The following is a 16,132-nucleotide window of genomic DNA, read 5'->3' as shown; positions in this document are numbered from 1 at the left end:
CCGGTCGTCGGCCAGGAGGTGGACTTTGCAGGTCAGTCCGCCTCTGGAGCGTCCCAGGGCCTCACGCCCCTCCGCTTCCTCACGGGCGCCGCCCCCTTTTTCGGGTGGTCGGACGGCGGCCGGTACCGTGCCCCGGCGGCGTGCTGGTGGGCTCGGCAGGTGGTGGAGTCGGCGTTGACCGCCCAGGAGCCGTCCGCGTCCCGGGCGGTGGCATCGGCGCCGGCCTGGAGCGCGCGCAGGATCCTTGCCCAGGTGCCGTCGGCCGACCAGCGGCGGTGCCGTTCGTAGACGGTCTGCCAGGGACCGTAGCGTTCGGGCAGGTCACGCCAGGGGATTCCGGTCCGGGTCCGGTAGAGCACCCCGTTGACGACCGTGCGGTGATCCGCCCAGCGCCCACCCGCTCCACCGGCCTCCGGAAGCAGGGCAGCGATGTGCTCCCACTGCGCGTTGGTCAGTTCATGCCGCCGCACCATGCCGGGCTCCTGCCCGAAACCACGGCAGATCCACCACCCGGACAAGAACCATCAGACACTGCCTAGGCCCGCGCTGGTCAGGGCCGCAGGGTCGTACATCGGATCGCTGGAGGCCCCCGCGATATAGGCGCCGCCGTGGATCCATACCAGCACGGGCAGGCCGGCCGTCCCCAGGGTCGGGGTGCTGACGTTGAGCGTGAGCCAGTCGTTCCCCGATGAGCTCTCGGCCGTCGGACCCGCCTGCGGAACCACGGGGCCGAACTCGGTCGTCTGCCTCGTCCCGCCCCACCCTTCGACCGGGGCAGGCGCCTGGAAGCGCAGCGGCCCGATCGGCGGCCGCGCGTAGGGGATGCCGCGGAACACCGCGTGCTCTCCCCGCCGGCGTCCTGCGACGCGGCCCTCCGCGGTCCGTGCTCTTGGTTGTTCGGACATGCCACACGCCCTTCCGCCACGAACGGACTCCCAGCTTTTACCGGTCATGTGTAATATGTCAACCGTATGAAAAAGGGAGGCCGGCGATGCCCAAGCAGGTGGATCACCGCGAACGCCGCGAGGCGATCACCCGAGCGCTGTGGCGCGTAGTGGAACAACGCGGCATCGCGCACGCGAGCGTCCGCGAAGTAGCCCAGGAAACCGGTATCTCCCACGGCGCGGTGCAGCACTACTTCGCCACCCGAGAAGAGATGTTGGCCTTCGCCATGGACTTCGCGTCCGAACAGACATCGCTACGCGTCGCCGAAGGCGTCAGGGAACTCGGCGACCCACCACACCCCCGTGACATGATCCGAGTGATGCTTACGGAGATGCTCCCGCTGCATTCCGACGCACGCGCGACGAGCCGGATGAGCGCCGCCTACGTTCTGGAGGCAATGCGCAACGCGAACATCCATGCACGCGCACGCGACGGGTTGGCTCACGGCCGCGCCCTCATCGAGCAGATCGTCCGCCAGGCGATCGCCGATGGCCACATCAGCCCCGACCGCGACCCGGCGGCAGAGACAAACCTGCTCCTGGCACTCACCGGCTTGACCCCGCTCATCGAACTGAACGTGATCGAGCCCCGAGAGGCCCTGAGCGCCGTCGACCAGCACCTCAACCGGCTGTTCACCAACGAGACCTGACCGCGCCCAAGCGCAACCTGATCTCTTGAGCGCCCTCCAGACCAAGCCCGGGCGGCCTGCCCGGGCCGGCCAACCCAGGCCGTCAGCCCGGGCCGCTGAGCGTCTTGAGAGCCGGACCGGGCGTGCTCCGGGCCCCGGGTCGCGGGCTACAGGCACCCCTCGGGCAAGACGGCCCCGCAGCTGCGCAGATGGCTGATGGCAGCGGCGAAGGAGTGGCAGTCGAACAGCGCTGAATGCTCCTGCCCGGCGGCAGGTTTGGGCAGTCCCAGCATGCTCCACAAGCGACCCACGTTCGCTTGCGCCGTCACCGGCGCCACAGCGTTCAGCCACGGCCGGATGTTCACGAAGGCCGCGTCGAGAAAGCTGCTCTCGATCTCCTCTCCACGTGCACGTGCCCAGCCGACGTTCTCTCCCAGCACCACCATGTCGTTGCCGTAGGAGAGTACGGTCTGCCCCCGGCAGAATCTCAGAAATTCGCCCAGAGCCTGCGCCGCGGGGACCCCTCCTTTGTCGACGGTCTCCTGGCTGATGCCGGTCAGTTCGGTGAAGTAGGGGGAAAGCCGGGCATTGACCGTAGGCGTTACCAGCGCCTCGTACTCCTCGGCGACCGAGCAGTCCTCGTTCAGGCGCAAGGCCCCGATCTGCACGATCTCGCGGAGTTGCCCGGGCTCTCCCCAATCATTCTCCAGGGCTCCCGGCCACGATGTGAACTCAAGGTCGAATACAACGAAGGTAGACACCCCGGCACTCTCTCAATGATCGAGTGCGAGTACGGCCGCAACGCGATACCTCCAGCAGCTGTTAATGATCCGTGCACGTCGCATTGGCCCGCGCGACAAAGTCTGGTCTCACTGTTTCAACCGGAGGGGTCCAATCCAGTCCGTCTCGGTACAGGAGTTGGTGAATGTTGCTGTAGCTCGCATGCGCCGACCGTACCGAGGGGGTCTGACAAACGTGGCTGGACCGCAAGCACCCTCGAAACCGACAGGCGCCTTACAAGGCTTCCCGATAGGGATTGTCAAGCCGTTCCGTCACTGAACCCACGCGACAGCTCAGAGGCCGTGACGAGCAGTGCAGGCCGCGGGGAGGGCGACCACGGAAGGCCGAGGTCATGTAGACACCGTGGTGGTCGAGCGGAATGCCCGCCGGTAGGCGGAGGGGGTGGTGCCCAGGTTGTCCCGCATGTGCTGCCGCAGGTTCGTACCGCTTCCCAGACCGCTCCCGGCGGCGATGTCGTCCACGGGCAGCTCTGTCGATTCCAGCAGGTAGCGAGCGTGTTTCAAGCGGGCGGAGGCGAGCCATTCAGCCGGGGAGAGACCTGTCTCCTGCCGGAACCGCCTGGTGAACGTCCGCACGCTCATATGGCAGTGCGCCGAGAGGTCCTTGAGGGACAGCCGCCTGTCCAAGTGCTCCGTCATCAGCGCCCGCGCCCCGGCCGTCGACGTCCCCGCGTCCTCCGAGACCGGGTGGTCGATGTACTGCGCCTGTCCTCCGTCCCTCATGGGCGCGACGACGTTGTAACGGGCCACTCGATTCGCCACAGAGCTGCCGTGGTCCTCCCGGACCAGGTGCAGGCACAGGTCGATGGCCGCCGCGCCACCGGCCGAGGTCAGGACATCGCGATCGGCGACGTACAGCGGATTGATGTCGAGGTCGACCGCCGGGAAGAGCCGCCTGAACTGCTCCGCGTAGCGCCAGTGTGTCGCAGCTCTGCGCCCCTCCAGCAGGCCGGCGGCCGCGAGAACGAACGACCCGGTGCACAGGGCCACCACCCGAGCGCGGCGCCGGGCCGCACGCAACGCCTCCGCGATACGGGGGTCCACCGCACCGTCGTCGAGCACCTCGGGGCAGCGGGTGCCCGCGACGATCACGGTGTCAGCGTGTTCCAGCAGGGACAGGTCGCCTTGGGGAGTGATGCCGTACCCGTTCACCGTCAACACCGCAGAGCCGTCCGGCGTGACGGTTCGCACCTCGTAGGCCGGGTCTCCCGCGCGGGTTTCTACCGTGGCCAGCATCTGGGCCGGAATGCTGAGGTCGAAGGCCACTACCGGCGCGAGGGCGAGAACGACCACTTGGTGAGGTGCCGCAACAGTCATGGCCCAATAGTTGCACATGATGGCCCTCGGGCCACTTCTGGTGTGCTCATGGGTGCCAGAGACTGATGTCAGTCCCGCACACCACACACGAAAGACGCGGTCCCCTCATGTCCGTCCCCCCTGTCGATTCAGAGATCCAGACCCTGCTCGAAACCACCGACGCAGGCGTCTTCCCCTTCTACGGTCTGGATTCCGTCCTCGCCGAGCCCGAGCTGTACGCACGGCTGCGGGAGCGCCCCGACACACCCATCGACGAGCGAGCGAAGGTCGACGACCTGTTCATCCCCGGCCCCGGAGGCCGGCTGCGGCTGCGCGTCTACCGCCCTGCCACCGACCACGACCTGCCGGTCGTCCTCTACCTGCACGGCGGCGCCTTCACCTACGGCTCCCCCGAGGCCGAGGAGGGCCACGCCCTGCAGTACGCCCTGGGCGCCGATGCCGTCGTCGTCTCCGTCGACTACCGCCTCGCGCCCGAGCACCCTTACCCGGCCGCGGCCGACGACGCCTACGCGGCGCTGACCTGGCTCGCCGGACACGCGGCGGAGATCGGCGGCGACCCTGCGCGCATCGCCATCGCGGGGGTGAGCGCCGGCGGGAACATCGCGGCCGCCACCGTCCAGCGCGCCCGCGATCTGGGAGGGCCGGAGGTGGTCTTCCAGGTACTGCTCTACCCGGCCCTGGACAGCGGCATGACGAGTTCCTCGATGCGGGAGTCCACCGATACACCGGTCTTCAACCGCGCCGCGGCCGAGTGGGCCTGGCGCTACTACGCCGGGGGCCACGAGCTCACCCCCTACGGCTCCCCGGCACACGCCTCCGACCTCAGCGGGCTGCCTCCGGCCTTCGTCGTGGTGGCCGAGGTCGACCCGCTGCGGGACGAAGGCCGCCTCTACGCCGAGCGGCTCAGCGCCGCTGGTGTCACCACCGAACTGATCCAGGCCCCGGGCGCCGTGCACGGGTTCGACCTGCTCTTCCCGACGGCTCGGGTCAGCAAGCGCAACCTGGCGGACCAGGTGCGGGCCCTTCGCGAAGCCCTCCATCAGTGAACGTCCCCGCTGGACGGCGCACGACCACAGACCGGGACCGGTCGGCTGCCGGCCGACAGCGGGTTCGGCGGACGGTGAATGTGATGACGGCTCAGTCGGTACATCCCCCTGCGGAGCGAGGCGATGTCAGGAGTCGGCGGTCACCACTGATGACGACCTCCCCGGAGCCGCCCGACTGTCCCTGGTGATCGAGATCGGGTCGGGTCATCCAGGCCGCCCGCGAAGCCCCGAGCGCACCAGCCGCCTTGGCCCGCCTGGCCGACGCGTGGGATGGACCATCCTTGCTATGCACCGCCCACGCGCCGCTTCCCGTTCCGCCGAGAACCCTGTCCCCGCACGGGACGCCGCTGCCGTGGCGTCCCGTGCTCCCCCAACCGCCTCCGGCACCCCGGGGCACGTCTCGCCGTGCTGGGCGTCGATACCTCATGGCCGGGGGGCCACGAGGTTCCCGAGCCCCTGGGTGCCGAAGGCCCCCTGTGGATGGGTACCTGGTTCACGCAGGTCGCCGTCGCCAGAGGAGAGGCCGGCGAATTTCCCGCGGGGTGGCGAATCCACGTGCCTCGCGGCAGGCCCCGGCTACAGGGTGATCTCGATGTCCTGAACGTCGGTGAACTCCACGTCCAGGTCGCGGGCGCGGCGCCCGTTGTCGCGGAAGTAGTGCTCGCCCAGGCCCTGCGCGGCGATGTTCAGGAGCTGCTGTTCGGTGGCGCCCTGGTCACGGGCCTCGAACAGCCGCGCGGCCCAGCGCGGGGACAGCGCCTGGTTGATGTGCCGGATGCGGGCGTCGTCGGTGGTTCCCGGGGCCGCGGTGAACCCGAAGCGCGCCCGGGTGGAGACGACGATGCCGTCCGTGGACTCGGCCTTCTTCTTCGCCCTCGCCCGGACCTGTGGCTGCCACCGCTTCTTCACCTCGCGCTCTATACGCCCGGCGAGGTCCTTGCGGGGCCGCTTGAGCTTCCCGGCGACGTACCGCTCCACCGTGCGCTGGGAGACACCGAGCACCTGCGCGACGGCCCTAGTGCCCTTGAGCTGCTTGACCAGGTACTTCATCTGCGCCTGGGCGCTCTGCGGGATGCGGCGGGTGAACGCCTGCTCCAGCGCGCGGTCCAGGCCGTCCCCGAGCGAGTCCACCATGACCTGCTACTCCCCTTCTCCGACGGTCGGGTCGGTCTTGATCAGGTTGGAGACGTTGAACACGCCGCCGTGCTCCTCGAATTGCCCTTCCGCCCACAGGACGGTCCGGGTGCCCTGGTGCTTCACCATTCCCGGCGAGATGCCGAGCCGGAACGTACCCGGAACGGGCTTGCCCTCGTCGGTGTGCGGCAGGACGTCCAGCGGGGCCGGGCCGGGCGAGGGGTAGACGATCGCGTCGGTGCCGATCGCGACCGGGTACAGGCCGGCGGCGGCCGCCGTCTTCATCAGCTTGCGGTGCAGACCGATCCGCTGAGCAGCGAGCACGGCGGCCCGGATGTCGGGGCGCCACGTCTCCCGCTTGAGGGCCGGGTAGGGCTCGTAGTACGGCACCTGGCCCCGGCTGCGCTGGCGCAGCTTGCCGATGCCGCCCTTCGCCGTCGCCTTGATGGCGGTCGCCAGCAGCGCCATCGTCGGATCGACGCTCTTGGAGCGGGCCATCGCCTCCAGGAACTCGCTGCCGCCCATGCCGGTGCTGACGCCGAGGTCGGCCATCGTCGCGATGTACGCATCGCGGAGCCGTTTGTACCAGGGGTCCAGGTAGCGGCCGGTCTGGGTACGGACGTACGCCTCGACCGGCGCGACCTGGAAGCCGAGCTCCACCGCGTAGGCCACGGTCGGTGTGGCATACCAGGCCGGGCCCTCGGGGCGGTCGCCCTTCGGCGTGAACGGCGACGGAAGCCGATCGCCGTCGACCGTACGGCCGCCGATGTCGACACGGGACAGGTCGACGTGGGAGAGGTCGACCAGCCACGAGCCGGGCAGCGCCGCATCGAACCTCGGGTTGTTCTTCAGATGGGTCGGCCCGTTCAGCCCGACGGTGAGGCCGTTGGCCGCGGCGGCGAACGACATGTTGATGTCGACCGCGACCAGGAACCGGTTCATGCACTCCTCATCGGTCAGCGGCCGGCACCAGTCGTAGGGCTCCTCCATCAGCATCTCGGCCGGGGTCCGCAGATGATGGCGGGCGAACTTCCCCTTGAGGACGGGGTGTTCGTCGGGAACCTCGCACTCCACCACGTCGTACAGGGCGGTGAGCGCGTCGTCGTTGAAGGCCCGCTGGAACTCACCGGTCGCCGGGTCCTTCTCCGCGCGGGTCGGCGGGCGCAGCGCGGTCATCAGCTCCAGGCCGGTCGTCGCGGTGGTGCCGCGCGGCGTCATCACCCGCTCCGCGTACGAGCCGAGGTAGCGGGCGAGGTCGGCCGGGTGCATCGTCGGCAGCTGCGGGTCGTCCTTGCGGTCCCACTCCCGGGCGTCCAGCGCGTTCCAGGGCAGGATGCACAGCTGGACGCAGCGGCGCCGGGAGCCCTCGGGGTCGCGGTAGAGGCGGGCCCAGGGCCCGAGTCCGCGCTGGGTGAGCTGGAGCCCGGCCCGCTGGATCTGCTTGACCACCTTGTGACTGTCCGGGAGCCGCCCGTGGCGCCACTCTTCCTCCGACAGGGCGGCGGGCAGGCCGTAGCGCTCCAGCGCGGCCGCGGTGAGGACGAGGATCGGGTCGGCGTCGCGGCCGTTGCGGTGCAGCCGGGCCTGCCCGAGCCTGCCCTCGGCCAGCGTCCAGTCGACCAGCGCCGGGATCGACTTGGCGGGTACGTCCAGGACCAGGCCGCCGACGCAGTACGCCGACACCTGCCCGTCGGCGTCAGCGTCGACCACGGCCAGCGGGCCGTTCTCGAAGCGCGGGTCGACGGCGACTCGGGGGGCCGGCCTCTGCGCTGCCTTCTTAATGCCCGGGCGCCGCGACGCCGATGGCTTGGTGCTGCTCGCCGCCGGCGCTTTCAGGGCCGGGGCCGGAATGTCCTCATGGGCCGTAGGCGGGGGGACGTGCGCCTCGCCGACGGTCTGACCGATCGCCTTCGCATAGGCCGGGACCGGCGGCGGCGTGTACGCGTCGACCGGACCCGCGGTCGCGTCCGCGGAGTCCGTCGGCGGCGGCGTGTACGGGTCGGACGCCGGCGCGGGGAAGCGCGCGGCGAGACCCTCCAGGAGCCGGGCGTACGCGGCGCGCTTCGGCGGCCGCGGCTCCGTCCGGCCGGACTCCCAGTTCCCCACCGCCTCCCGGCGGGTGTCCAGCGCCCTGGCGATCTGCGCCTGGCTCAGGCCCGCCGCCTCACGCAGACGCTTACGCTCCTCGGGTGACGGCAGATCGTCCTGCGCGACCTGCCCCAGCAGCGCATCGACGGCGCTGAACAGCTCGTTCTCATCAGTGGACACAGCGGTCACCTCCGATGGACACCATACCCAAATCGCGCATCGATTCGCTCATTTGATCGCGCGTGAATCGCGCGGGACTGGAAGGCGTTATACGCCTGTCCGGGGTGATGGTGTCATCGCCGATCCCGGACTCGTTGTAGCAGCAACCACAGATGACGTACTGAGGGACGCCGTGCGCGTCGAACAGTGACTCGCCGTCATCCAGCCCTCAGATCCGGCGAGCGGTTTCGGTCCTATCATCCGTGATCGCCACTCTCAAGATATGCGCCCAGCCGATAGAGCAAGGCGGCCTTCAACCCGGGCAAGGCGGACCATGGAATCGGTGATCCTCGGTGATCTCATTCAGGCTCGACGGTCTTCGATGCGGTAGATCCGCACGGCCTGCCTGTCGCGATTGACAGCGACGACGGCTGCGACGAGGGGCGGATAATCTACCGGTCGATGCAATCATCGACGCCATAGGGCTCGATATCGCTGAGGGGTTTGTGGCACGTCTCGGCGAGGGCGACGGTCAGCTGTGAACTGGGGTCGTCGGGTGGGGATTCCCAGGCTTCCGGGAGGGCCTCGTCGCACAACAGGAGCCGGTACACCCGGCCTGGCCTGCCGGGTCACGTGGCGCCTTGTGACCGGGTTCGGGCAGCATCCCGCAGGACGCGGTCGGTCACGTCGATCCACACTCCGGGCGGATCTTCCCCGCGTTCTTCATGGGCAGCGGTCTCACGACCGCATTCGACGGCCGCAGGGCGCTCTTGGCAATGCGCTCCTATTTGGGCAGGAGGAACGCGCGTGTGAGGATCGTGCTGAATGCCCACGCATGGACCGGATTCGGGTGACTGACCGCCGCAGGGCAAGGGGGAGGTCAAAAATGTTCACAGGAATGACAGCACGACTACTGGTCAGCAACAATGGCGAGGAGGCGTTGGAAATGGCCGTGGAGCCTTGGGCCGAAATCTATCGAATCCTGCCGAACCAGACCTGCGTCGTGGCGACCCACTCGGCTGCGAGTGATGGCTCTTGGTCCGGGACGTTGCGCGGGGACGAGCCGTTCCAGGTCGACCATCGCCCCGATTCGGTCGCGGTGTGGGCCAACGGAGACTGCTTCCACCTCAGCGACGCGGAGGGGAACGCGATCTACGCGGCCGACTGGCACTGTCCCGCCCAAAGCCCTTCCGCCTGAAGAAGTGCTCGTGCTGGTGGTTCAACGATTCACAGAGTTCGCGATGAAGCAATACCGTGACTCTGTTGGTGATCGTGTTCGGGGTGCTGCCAGCGGGGCCGCGGGGTCCTTCGCTGAGGAGCGCGAGGCGGCTTCGGACCCTGAGGTGTGGGTGAGGTGTCGCTACGGCCGTGGAGTTTCCAGCGGATTCCGGTGAACGGTGCGCACAGCATGGGGGCGTGGCCGAAGGGGCTGCCGGCGATGTCGGTGCGGGACCGGCTGGGTGAGGATGGCAGTTCGTCTCGTTGCCCGGCCGAGACCTCGCCACCTGGCCCCGCCCTCGCAGGGGCGATGAGGACCACCATCGTGCTGTTCGGTGCCCCTGGCAGGCCGCGTAGTCGGTACCCCTCGTAGGGGCGCTCAGGGCGGCCGCCCACCCAGCTCATGCCCAGAAGTCGGCCCATACGCGGGCGGCCTTGGCGATTCCTTCGATCCCCGCCACGCCGTACGCTCTCCAGTCCTCCCACGACCGCGCCTCGGCCTCGGCGAGCACCCGCACCCCCCGGCGGGGCGCCTCAGCGAAAGCGGGGATGGCCGAAGCCCATTGTTCTGCCTGCTCAGGGGGCTGCTTCCCGTCCAGGACCAGCCGGAAGCCCCAAAGGGCCGCGTCGATCCATCCCGGCCCCTGTGCCGCCCACGCCCAGTCGACCAGCCACGCTCGGTCGCCGGCGATAAGAAAATTCGTCGCCGCCGGGTCAGCGTGCACGAGCTGGTGTCCTTGGAGCAGCGGCTCGTCCTCGGGGTCGCAGTAGTAGCCCCATCGGTCCCACGCCTCCATCAGGCCGACATCCGGGGCAGGCCGGGTGCTCAGATCCCGCAACGCCGCCGCAACAGGCTCCAGGTGGCCACCGCCAGGCTTGAAGTCGGCCCAAGGGGTGGCGGTGACACCCTCGAAACCCAACAGCCTCCACCCGCCCGCCGACAGCTGCCACAGCAGCTTGGGAGCGAACTCGGGCAAGAAGGAGTTGACCTTCGCCTCCGCCTCCAGTTCGCCGACCCGTTCGTGGTCTTCGGGGAGACCTTTGACGAAGATCTTTCCGCCGTCCGGGAGAAACAGGAGCGTGGCGATACCAGAGCTCTCCCCCGTGGCCATCTCGGCTCTCGGACGTCCCGCTCCCACCCGGTCGTCCACCGCAGCGCGCGTTTCTTCGGGGAGCCTGTCGAAGGAGAGACGCTCGACGCGCACGGTCAGACTCCCGGCCTCGGAGGGTTCGGCGGGAAGGGCGGATTCTTGTCCGGCCCCGGACCGCTGGGAGGACGCCCCGGAGGCGGCTGGGAGGGCGGGCGTGCAGGAGGCTTCCGCGCTTCGCTCGTCATAAGCGCAGCGTAGCGACCCGCTACCCCATCAATCACGGATGCACGAACCGGAGTTGAGACGACTCCGGCTCTCGGCACCTCCGGGAGCACCGAGAGCGAGGGCCCCATAATCACCGTCCACGGCGCCCTGGTCGTCCGGTACGTGCCCGGCGGGATCTTCTCCGCCCCGGCGCCGACCTCGTACGTCCCGTCGGTGAACCCCGAATCGCACAAACCGTCCACGGCGGCCTTCAGCGTCTTGGCGTGCCGGGGGTACCTGTGCGACTCGGCGACGTCCGATGGCGGATAATCGAGGGTCACGTTCACGTACCCGACGGAGTTCTCATGACCGCGCACCCGGATACCGCGCCCGCCCCCGAGGAAGTTGTCGACCCCACTGCCGGGGCCGCTCCCGCGGAGGAGGCGAATGTGTGGACGGAACCTCTCGCTGCCGCGGGGGGCGCCGCTGCCCCCGTGCTTCCGGCGCCCGCCCAGGAGCAGGTCTCCACCGAGGAGCCCGTGTCGGCCCAGGAAACCGGGACCGACGCCCAAGTGGCTGGTCAGGATGTCGAGAGCGCTGTGCGGCGGGACGCGCGGGAGTTCGGGACGTTCGCGCGGACCGGCGGATGGACGTTCGCGCTGAAGGTGGCGCGCAGCGTACGGCCCGGTGGAGCGCCGGCGGGGCAGGCGGACGAGCCGGAGGCGAAGGTGTCGGCGAAGGAGTTCGCGCGGCTCGCGGGCTGCTCCGCCGAGCGCGTGATGCGGTTCTGGCGAGCCTGGGACCGGGCGGCGGACGACGGCGTGGTCCCGGTGTTCGAGGCGCTGGCGCCCGGCGTGGACATCGATCTTCCGGACGCGGACGTGTGGCTCGGCTACTACACCTCGCGCTCCAGCGCGGACTCGCCGCGCGGCCAGGCGATCTCCGCCGTGGCCGAGGCGGAGGGAATCCGCCCGACCAAGGCGCTGGAGGTGGCGGAGAACCCGACGGCGCTGCGCGCCGCGATCCTCGCCGATCCGGGCACCGCGCAGGCCGCCCGGCACGCGCTGCTGGACCGGCTGGAGGACGACCCGGAGCTGGGCCAGGAGCTGGCCAAGGACATCGCCCGTACCGGCGAGCTGTCCAAGACGGTGGCGTCGGCGGCACGCGTGGCGACCTCGGTGGATTTCGTCCGGGACGTCATCGACAGCGGTGAGATGACCACCCCCAGCGGCGACCGGGTGCCCGCCCCGGAGCACGTCGTGGCCGAGGCCAAGCAGCACCTCGCGCTCATCGAGGGGCTGGACGCGGAGGACGAGGCCCCGTACGCCGCCGACGCGCAGAAGACCATGCGCTCCCTGGTCGCCGAGGCCGTCGACAGCGATCCGCAGCTGCGCGCGCACGAACGCCGGTCGCGGTTCCAGGGAAGGGTACGCAAGGCCGCCAAGGCGTTCGAGGAGCTGACGCTCGACGACGCGGCCGACCTCTATGAGGAGGAGCTCCTCGAACAGTTGGAGACCCTCCAAAGGGCGATCACCGACTGCATCGCCGAACTGCGGTCGGCCGCCCCGGCCGACTCCTGACGAGGCGCCTTCGCGCACATCGCCGAGTCAGGGCGTGGGCGCAGTGGCCGTGCCGGCCCTCCGGACACGAACAGTGCATCCATCGGTGCCGGCTGAGTTTCAGCCGCACCGATGGGTTGCCCGGCCGGAAGATGCAGGTCAAGCGCTGTTCGGACAGCAGTCGCGGTGGACGCCTCGTCGGTGGCTGGGAGGCGGGCGGCTACGCCGTTCCCGAGCACGTCGTGGGTCTCCGGCGGCATGGAAACCATCACGCACGGGGCCTTCGCGCGACCGTCAGCGGTTCCGTCAGCCCGGTGGTCCCAGCCGGGCCACCCTCCGAAGGCCCTACGTACTGGTCGCCGTCGGCACCGGTCGGTCAGCGGTTCACGAGGAGGTACGTACGTTCCGCTGTCCGCCGCGCGGCTCGCCCCGGCAACGAGCCCGCCGTCGAGGTCAAGCCCGCCGTGGCGCCGCGCGCCAACGGCGTCGCACCGCAGGTCGGCACCAACCGGCGGCGGCCCCCGCCCCGGGCCGCCAGGCGTTCTACGACTCGGACAAGTCCAACTGCTCCGAGGGCTGACGAGCCGGCAGGGTCCTCACCGAGCACCCCGGGGGCCGGCCGCTGCCGAGTGCATCGGCCCGGGGCCTCTGGCAGCCCGGCTCCCGGACTGCCTCGTCGTCCGCGTCAACGCTGGTTGTCGTACGTGTAGAAGCCCTGGCCGGACTTCACGCCCAGGTGGCCGGCGTCGACGTACTTCTTCAGCAGTTCCCTGGGGCCCGCGGGCAGATGGGGGCGCTCCTGTGCGTAGTGGTTCTCAATGTCCAGGACGACATCCAGGCCGACCTGATCCATCATCCGGAAGGGTCCGGTGCCGAGCCCCGTGTTGATCTTCCACATCTCGTCCACGTCCTCGGGCGTGGAGACTCCCTCGGCCACGACCTCCAACGCCTCGCGCTTGATCGCGGCCCAGACCCGGTTGAAGATGAAGCCCGTGGACTCCTTGTGTGCCACGAAGGGGAAGATGCCGAAGCGTGGCAGCTCGCGCGTGAGCAGGTCGAGGATGCCCGGGTCGGTGTGTCCGTCGGACATGAGGTCGATCGCGTTCTGCTGCGGTGGCATGTAGAAGTGCATGTTCAGTACGCGCTCGGGGTGCTCGACCCGGTCGATGAACTCACTGGTGGCGTACGACGAGGAGTTGCTGGCCAGGATGGTGTCCGGCTGGGCGGCCTGGTCCAGTTCCCCGAAGATCTCCTTCTTGAGGTCCAGTCTTTCCGGGACCGCCTCCACCACCAGCCAGGCGTCGAGCAGCGCCTCGGCCAAGTCGTGGGTGACCGTGACCTGGCCCGGCTTTCCGCCCTCGATGCCTGCCGCGACCTCGGCCACGTGCTCCTCGACGTAGGCCAGCGCCGCCTCATCGGCCTGACGTGACTTGTCGTAGATCCGTACGTGTCCTCCCCGCGTGGCGAACATCAGGGCGATCCGCCGGCCGAGGGTGCCGGCTCCGATGACGGTGACCGGCCGGTTCTGAATGTCTGTGGGGATGGTGAAGGCCATGTCGGTTCCTCTGCTTTCTGGGGTGCTGCGGCTGGTGAAATCCCTCGGGGCGGGGCCTGCCCGCCCCTCCAACGGTCCGGTGGGCCATGCCGCCGAACGACCTGTGTGATCCATGCGGGGGAGGTACGGCATGTAGGCCGGTGGCGTGGGCGCTCTCCTTGGGCCCACCACCTGCGCTTGCCAGCGCTCGCCGCGGGTCCTGGGGCAGGGCGCGGCGCTCGTCGCCGGACCTGGGGCGGGGCGTTGCCCTCGTCGCCGGACCTGGGGCGGGGCGCGGCGCTCGGCACCTCATGGAGCGCTATGGCTTCCGGCCGCTGGCGGTCCTGCGGCCCTGCGGACTACGCGGTCGGCCGCGCCGCCCTGGCGTTCTCGCCGTGATCCGGTCGGCCGGCTGCGGGACCTTGAGGTGTGGCTGCCGGAAGCCGAGCCGGGTCCGGTGTCGTGTCCGGGCTCGCGCGGATCCCCTCGTCAGGGCTTCTCGGGCGGGAGGAGGCACAGTCCGGTCAACGGGGACTGCAACGCGGCGATCTCACGTGGTTCCTGTCCGGCTGCGGGGCCGTCGGGCAGGGGTACGGCGCGGATGTGACCACCGAGGTCGGAGACGTAGGCGATGCCCTCCTGGCTGTCGACAGCGAGGCCGATCGCCTCGGTGAACCCGTCAGCGACGATCTCGGGCGCCCGCCCCGTCGCGCCAGGCTCAGGAACGGGCGCACGGTTCAGCGTGTTGCCATTGGGCGGTGCGCCGCGGTCGGTCCAGTACAGCCAGCCGCTGTCGAGGTGGAGGTCGATCGGTTCCGGCAGGTCGTGCCAGAGCTCCTCGATGTCGGAGCGGTCCTCGGCCGTCTCGCCGGCGGGGATGTCCAGGCCGGCGCGGAGGATGCGGCCCTTGCCGCCCTTGGCCGGGCCCTTCTGCGTCCAGTACAGGTGCCCGCGCACGGGATCGACCGCCACTCCGACGCACTCGGCCAGGATGCCGTCTTCGGCGGGGTTCACCACGAGGTCGGTCAGTTCGCTGCCGTCCGTCCGGACCCGGCTGATCCGATGGCCTTCGCGATCCCCCCAGTAAAGCGTGCCGGCGCCGTCGCTGGTCAGCTGCTTGCCGGTCGTCATCGCTCCGGTCGGCACCACGTCACTCCGGCAGCCGTCGTCCAGGCTCACGGCGTGGACGCCGCCGTTGCGGCGGGAGAAGTCCTGACAAGCTTCGCCGGGTGTTTCGGGGTCGACGAGGGGAGCACCCATGGTGGTCCAGTAGACGACGTGGGAGTCCACGACGATGCCGTCCGGAGCGGCGCCCGCGTCGTCGAGGAACGTGCTCACCCGGCCGTCCGGAAGGCCGACCTTCAGCACCTTCCCGGGTACGACCTGCAACGCCAGTAGTTCTCGCGGCATGGTGACCGTCCTTCTCCTTGCTTGTCCTTGCTTGTCTTTGGTGTTTCGGCCTGTCAGACCACCGGCCGGGGCGGCGTCACCGCGGCCGGCCGTCCCCGGTGGCAGGCTCTGTCCAGCCCAGCGGCTTGAGGACGGTGCGGGTACGGCCGTCGCGCAGGCCGGCGAGGCGCTCGTAGGCCGACTCACCGGTGCCGTATGCCTGTTCGACGGCGTCGAGCACCTCGCCCATCCGCTCCGGATCCGGGGTACCGATGTCGAAGGACATCTGGGAGCCGACGTGCTCCGCCAAATGGCGCATGCCGCCAGGTCCGCCGCCCAGGACGCCGCTCTCGAACGGACCGACGGTGGCCCAGCGCAGGCCGAGCGAGGCCCGGACCAGGTCGTCGAGGTCCCGGACGTCGATCACGCCCTGCTGCACCAGGTAGGCGGCCTGGTCGTTGAACACCTTCTGGAGGCGATTCCCCACGAACCCGGGGATCTCCTTCTTCAGCCGGATCGGCAGCTTGCCGAGCCCGCGGTAGACCTCGACCGCCCTGTCAGCCGTGTAGGCGGATGTCTGCGGCCCCGGCACCACCTCGACGAGCGGCATCAGCTCCGGCGGATTGAAGGGATGGCCGATCACGATTCGGTCCGCCGCCGGGTTGCCCCGGGCGATCACCGAGGGCAGCAGGGAGGACGAGGACGAGGCCAGCACCACATCGTCGCGCGTACACGCGGCCAGCGTGGCGAACATCTGCTCCTTGACCTCGACGCGCTCCGGCCCCGCTTCCTGCACGAAGTCCGCGCCGGTCGCCGCCTCGGCCAGATCGGCGGTGGCCGTCACCGACAGGCCCGACAGCTCGCGCGCCACCAGCTCCGGCAGGTCGGGCCGCGGATCGCTGACCCGGACCTCCCAGCCTGCCGCGCCGAACAGACGCGCCCAGGAGACACCGATGACGCCGGCGCCGACGATCGTCACGACGGCCACGAAAATCACCTCACAGGAAGAGAAGAGGAACC

Annotated in this window: 13 protein-coding genes and 1 pseudogene; 4 read left to right on the top strand and 10 right to left on the bottom strand. The window is 69.7% G+C overall.

Going from position 1 to position 16,132, the window contains the following annotated elements; translation table 11 throughout:
• Nucleotides 1–473 (bottom strand): annotated as a pseudogene (locus AC07AB_RS37895) (IS5 family transposase); the annotation flags it as partial.
• A gap of 51 nt (nucleotides 474–524) precedes the next feature.
• Entirely contained in the window at nucleotides 525–905 is a 381-nt protein-coding gene (locus tag AC07AB_RS37890) for a carboxylesterase family protein (protein WP_478576678.1), read from the bottom strand.
• A gap of 86 nt (nucleotides 906–991) precedes the next feature.
• Between AC07AB_RS37890 and AC07AB_RS37885 the strand changes: the two genes are divergently transcribed.
• Entirely contained in the window at nucleotides 992–1,594 is a 603-nt protein-coding gene (locus AC07AB_RS37885; RefSeq protein ID WP_478576676.1) for a TetR/AcrR family transcriptional regulator, read from the top strand.
• Between the two features lie 146 nt (nucleotides 1,595–1,740).
• On the opposite strand, the gene AC07AB_RS37880 is transcribed toward AC07AB_RS37885, so the two are convergent.
• Both AC07AB_RS37880 and AC07AB_RS37875 read right to left on the bottom strand, forming a co-directional pair.
• Complete coding sequence (locus AC07AB_RS37880; RefSeq protein ID WP_478576674.1) at nucleotides 1,741–2,334, bottom strand: exonuclease domain-containing protein; 594 nt, start codon at nucleotides 2,332–2,334, stop codon at nucleotides 1,741–1,743.
• Nucleotides 2,335–2,703: 369 nt separating this feature from the next.
• Nucleotides 2,704–3,690, bottom strand: coding sequence for a GlxA family transcriptional regulator (locus AC07AB_RS37875; protein ID WP_478576672.1), 987 nt, complete (start codon nucleotides 3,688–3,690; stop codon nucleotides 2,704–2,706).
• Between the two features lie 107 nt (nucleotides 3,691–3,797).
• Between AC07AB_RS37875 and AC07AB_RS37870 the strand changes: the two genes are divergently transcribed.
• Nucleotides 3,798–4,736: an alpha/beta hydrolase gene (locus AC07AB_RS37870; RefSeq protein ID WP_478576671.1), complete on the top strand. Its 939-nt coding sequence runs from the start codon at nucleotides 3,798–3,800 to the stop codon at nucleotides 4,734–4,736.
• Between the two features lie 576 nt (nucleotides 4,737–5,312).
• Here AC07AB_RS37870 and tpg read toward each other — a convergent pair.
• The gene (gene tpg / locus AC07AB_RS37865) at nucleotides 5,313–5,870 is read right to left on the bottom strand and encodes a telomere-protecting terminal protein Tpg (protein ID WP_478576669.1); all 558 of its coding nucleotides are present in this window, start codon (nucleotides 5,868–5,870) and stop codon (nucleotides 5,313–5,315) included.
• Between the two features lie 6 nt (nucleotides 5,871–5,876).
• Nucleotides 5,877–8,138, bottom strand: a complete 2,262-nt coding sequence (tap, locus tag AC07AB_RS37860; RefSeq protein WP_478576667.1) for a telomere-associated protein Tap — start codon at nucleotides 8,136–8,138, stop codon at nucleotides 5,877–5,879.
• A gap of 877 nt (nucleotides 8,139–9,015) precedes the next feature.
• Here tap and AC07AB_RS37855 point away from each other — a divergent pair.
• Complete coding sequence (locus AC07AB_RS37855) at nucleotides 9,016–9,315, top strand: hypothetical protein (RefSeq protein ID WP_478576666.1); 300 nt, start codon at nucleotides 9,016–9,018, stop codon at nucleotides 9,313–9,315.
• Nucleotides 9,316–9,736: 421 nt separating this feature from the next.
• On the opposite strand, the gene AC07AB_RS37850 is transcribed toward AC07AB_RS37855, so the two are convergent.
• Entirely contained in the window at nucleotides 9,737–10,540 is an 804-nt protein-coding gene (locus tag AC07AB_RS37850; protein ID WP_478576664.1) for an aminoglycoside phosphotransferase, read from the bottom strand.
• A gap of 455 nt (nucleotides 10,541–10,995) precedes the next feature.
• On the opposite strand from AC07AB_RS37850, the gene AC07AB_RS37845 reads away from it, so the two are divergent.
• A complete protein-coding gene (locus tag AC07AB_RS37845) occupies nucleotides 10,996–12,210 on the top strand; it encodes a hypothetical protein (protein WP_478576662.1) in 1,215 nt (404 codons plus the stop codon).
• 664 nt (nucleotides 12,211–12,874) lie between these two features.
• Here AC07AB_RS37845 and AC07AB_RS37840 read toward each other — a convergent pair.
• From AC07AB_RS37840 to AC07AB_RS37830, 3 genes are all read right to left on the bottom strand, one after another.
• A complete protein-coding gene (locus AC07AB_RS37840; protein ID WP_478576661.1) occupies nucleotides 12,875–13,744 on the bottom strand; it encodes a 3-hydroxyacyl-CoA dehydrogenase family protein in 870 nt (289 codons plus the stop codon).
• Nucleotides 13,745–14,212: 468 nt separating this feature from the next.
• Nucleotides 14,213–15,133: a hypothetical protein gene (locus tag AC07AB_RS37835; protein ID WP_478576660.1), complete on the bottom strand. Its 921-nt coding sequence runs from the start codon at nucleotides 15,131–15,133 to the stop codon at nucleotides 14,213–14,215.
• A 76-nt stretch (nucleotides 15,134–15,209) separates the two neighbouring features.
• Nucleotides 15,210–16,100: a 3-hydroxyacyl-CoA dehydrogenase NAD-binding domain-containing protein gene (locus AC07AB_RS37830; RefSeq protein ID WP_478576659.1), complete on the bottom strand. Its 891-nt coding sequence runs from the start codon at nucleotides 16,098–16,100 to the stop codon at nucleotides 15,210–15,212.
• Nucleotides 16,101–16,132 lie beyond the last annotated feature (32 nt).

The sequence above is a fragment of the Streptomyces sp. NPDC044033 genome, from assembly GCF_056434425.1.
Note: the sequence above shows the minus strand (reverse complement) of the source record. Positions and strands in the feature narration are given on the sequence as shown.

Coding starts and splice junctions, on each gene's coding strand:
- AC07AB_RS37890 (WP_478576678.1), bottom strand. CDS start 905: ATGTCCGAACAACCAAGAGCACGGACCGCGGAGGGCCGCGTCGCAGGA.
- AC07AB_RS37885 (WP_478576676.1), top strand. CDS start 992: ATGCCCAAGCAGGTGGATCACCGCGAACGCCGCGAGGCGATCACCCGA.
- AC07AB_RS37875 (WP_478576672.1), bottom strand. CDS start 3,690: ATGACTGTTGCGGCACCTCACCAAGTGGTCGTTCTCGCCCTCGCGCCG.
- AC07AB_RS37870 (WP_478576671.1), top strand. CDS start 3,798: ATGTCCGTCCCCCCTGTCGATTCAGAGATCCAGACCCTGCTCGAAACC.
- tpg (WP_478576669.1), bottom strand. CDS start 5,870: ATGGTGGACTCGCTCGGGGACGGCCTGGACCGCGCGCTGGAGCAGGCG.
- AC07AB_RS37855 (WP_478576666.1), top strand. CDS start 9,016: ATGACAGCACGACTACTGGTCAGCAACAATGGCGAGGAGGCGTTGGAA.
- AC07AB_RS37845 (WP_478576662.1), top strand. CDS start 10,996: ATGACCGCGCACCCGGATACCGCGCCCGCCCCCGAGGAAGTTGTCGAC.
- AC07AB_RS37840 (WP_478576661.1), bottom strand. CDS start 13,744: ATGGCCTTCACCATCCCCACAGACATTCAGAACCGGCCGGTCACCGTC.
- AC07AB_RS37835 (WP_478576660.1), bottom strand. CDS start 15,133: ATGCCGCGAGAACTACTGGCGTTGCAGGTCGTACCCGGGAAGGTGCTG.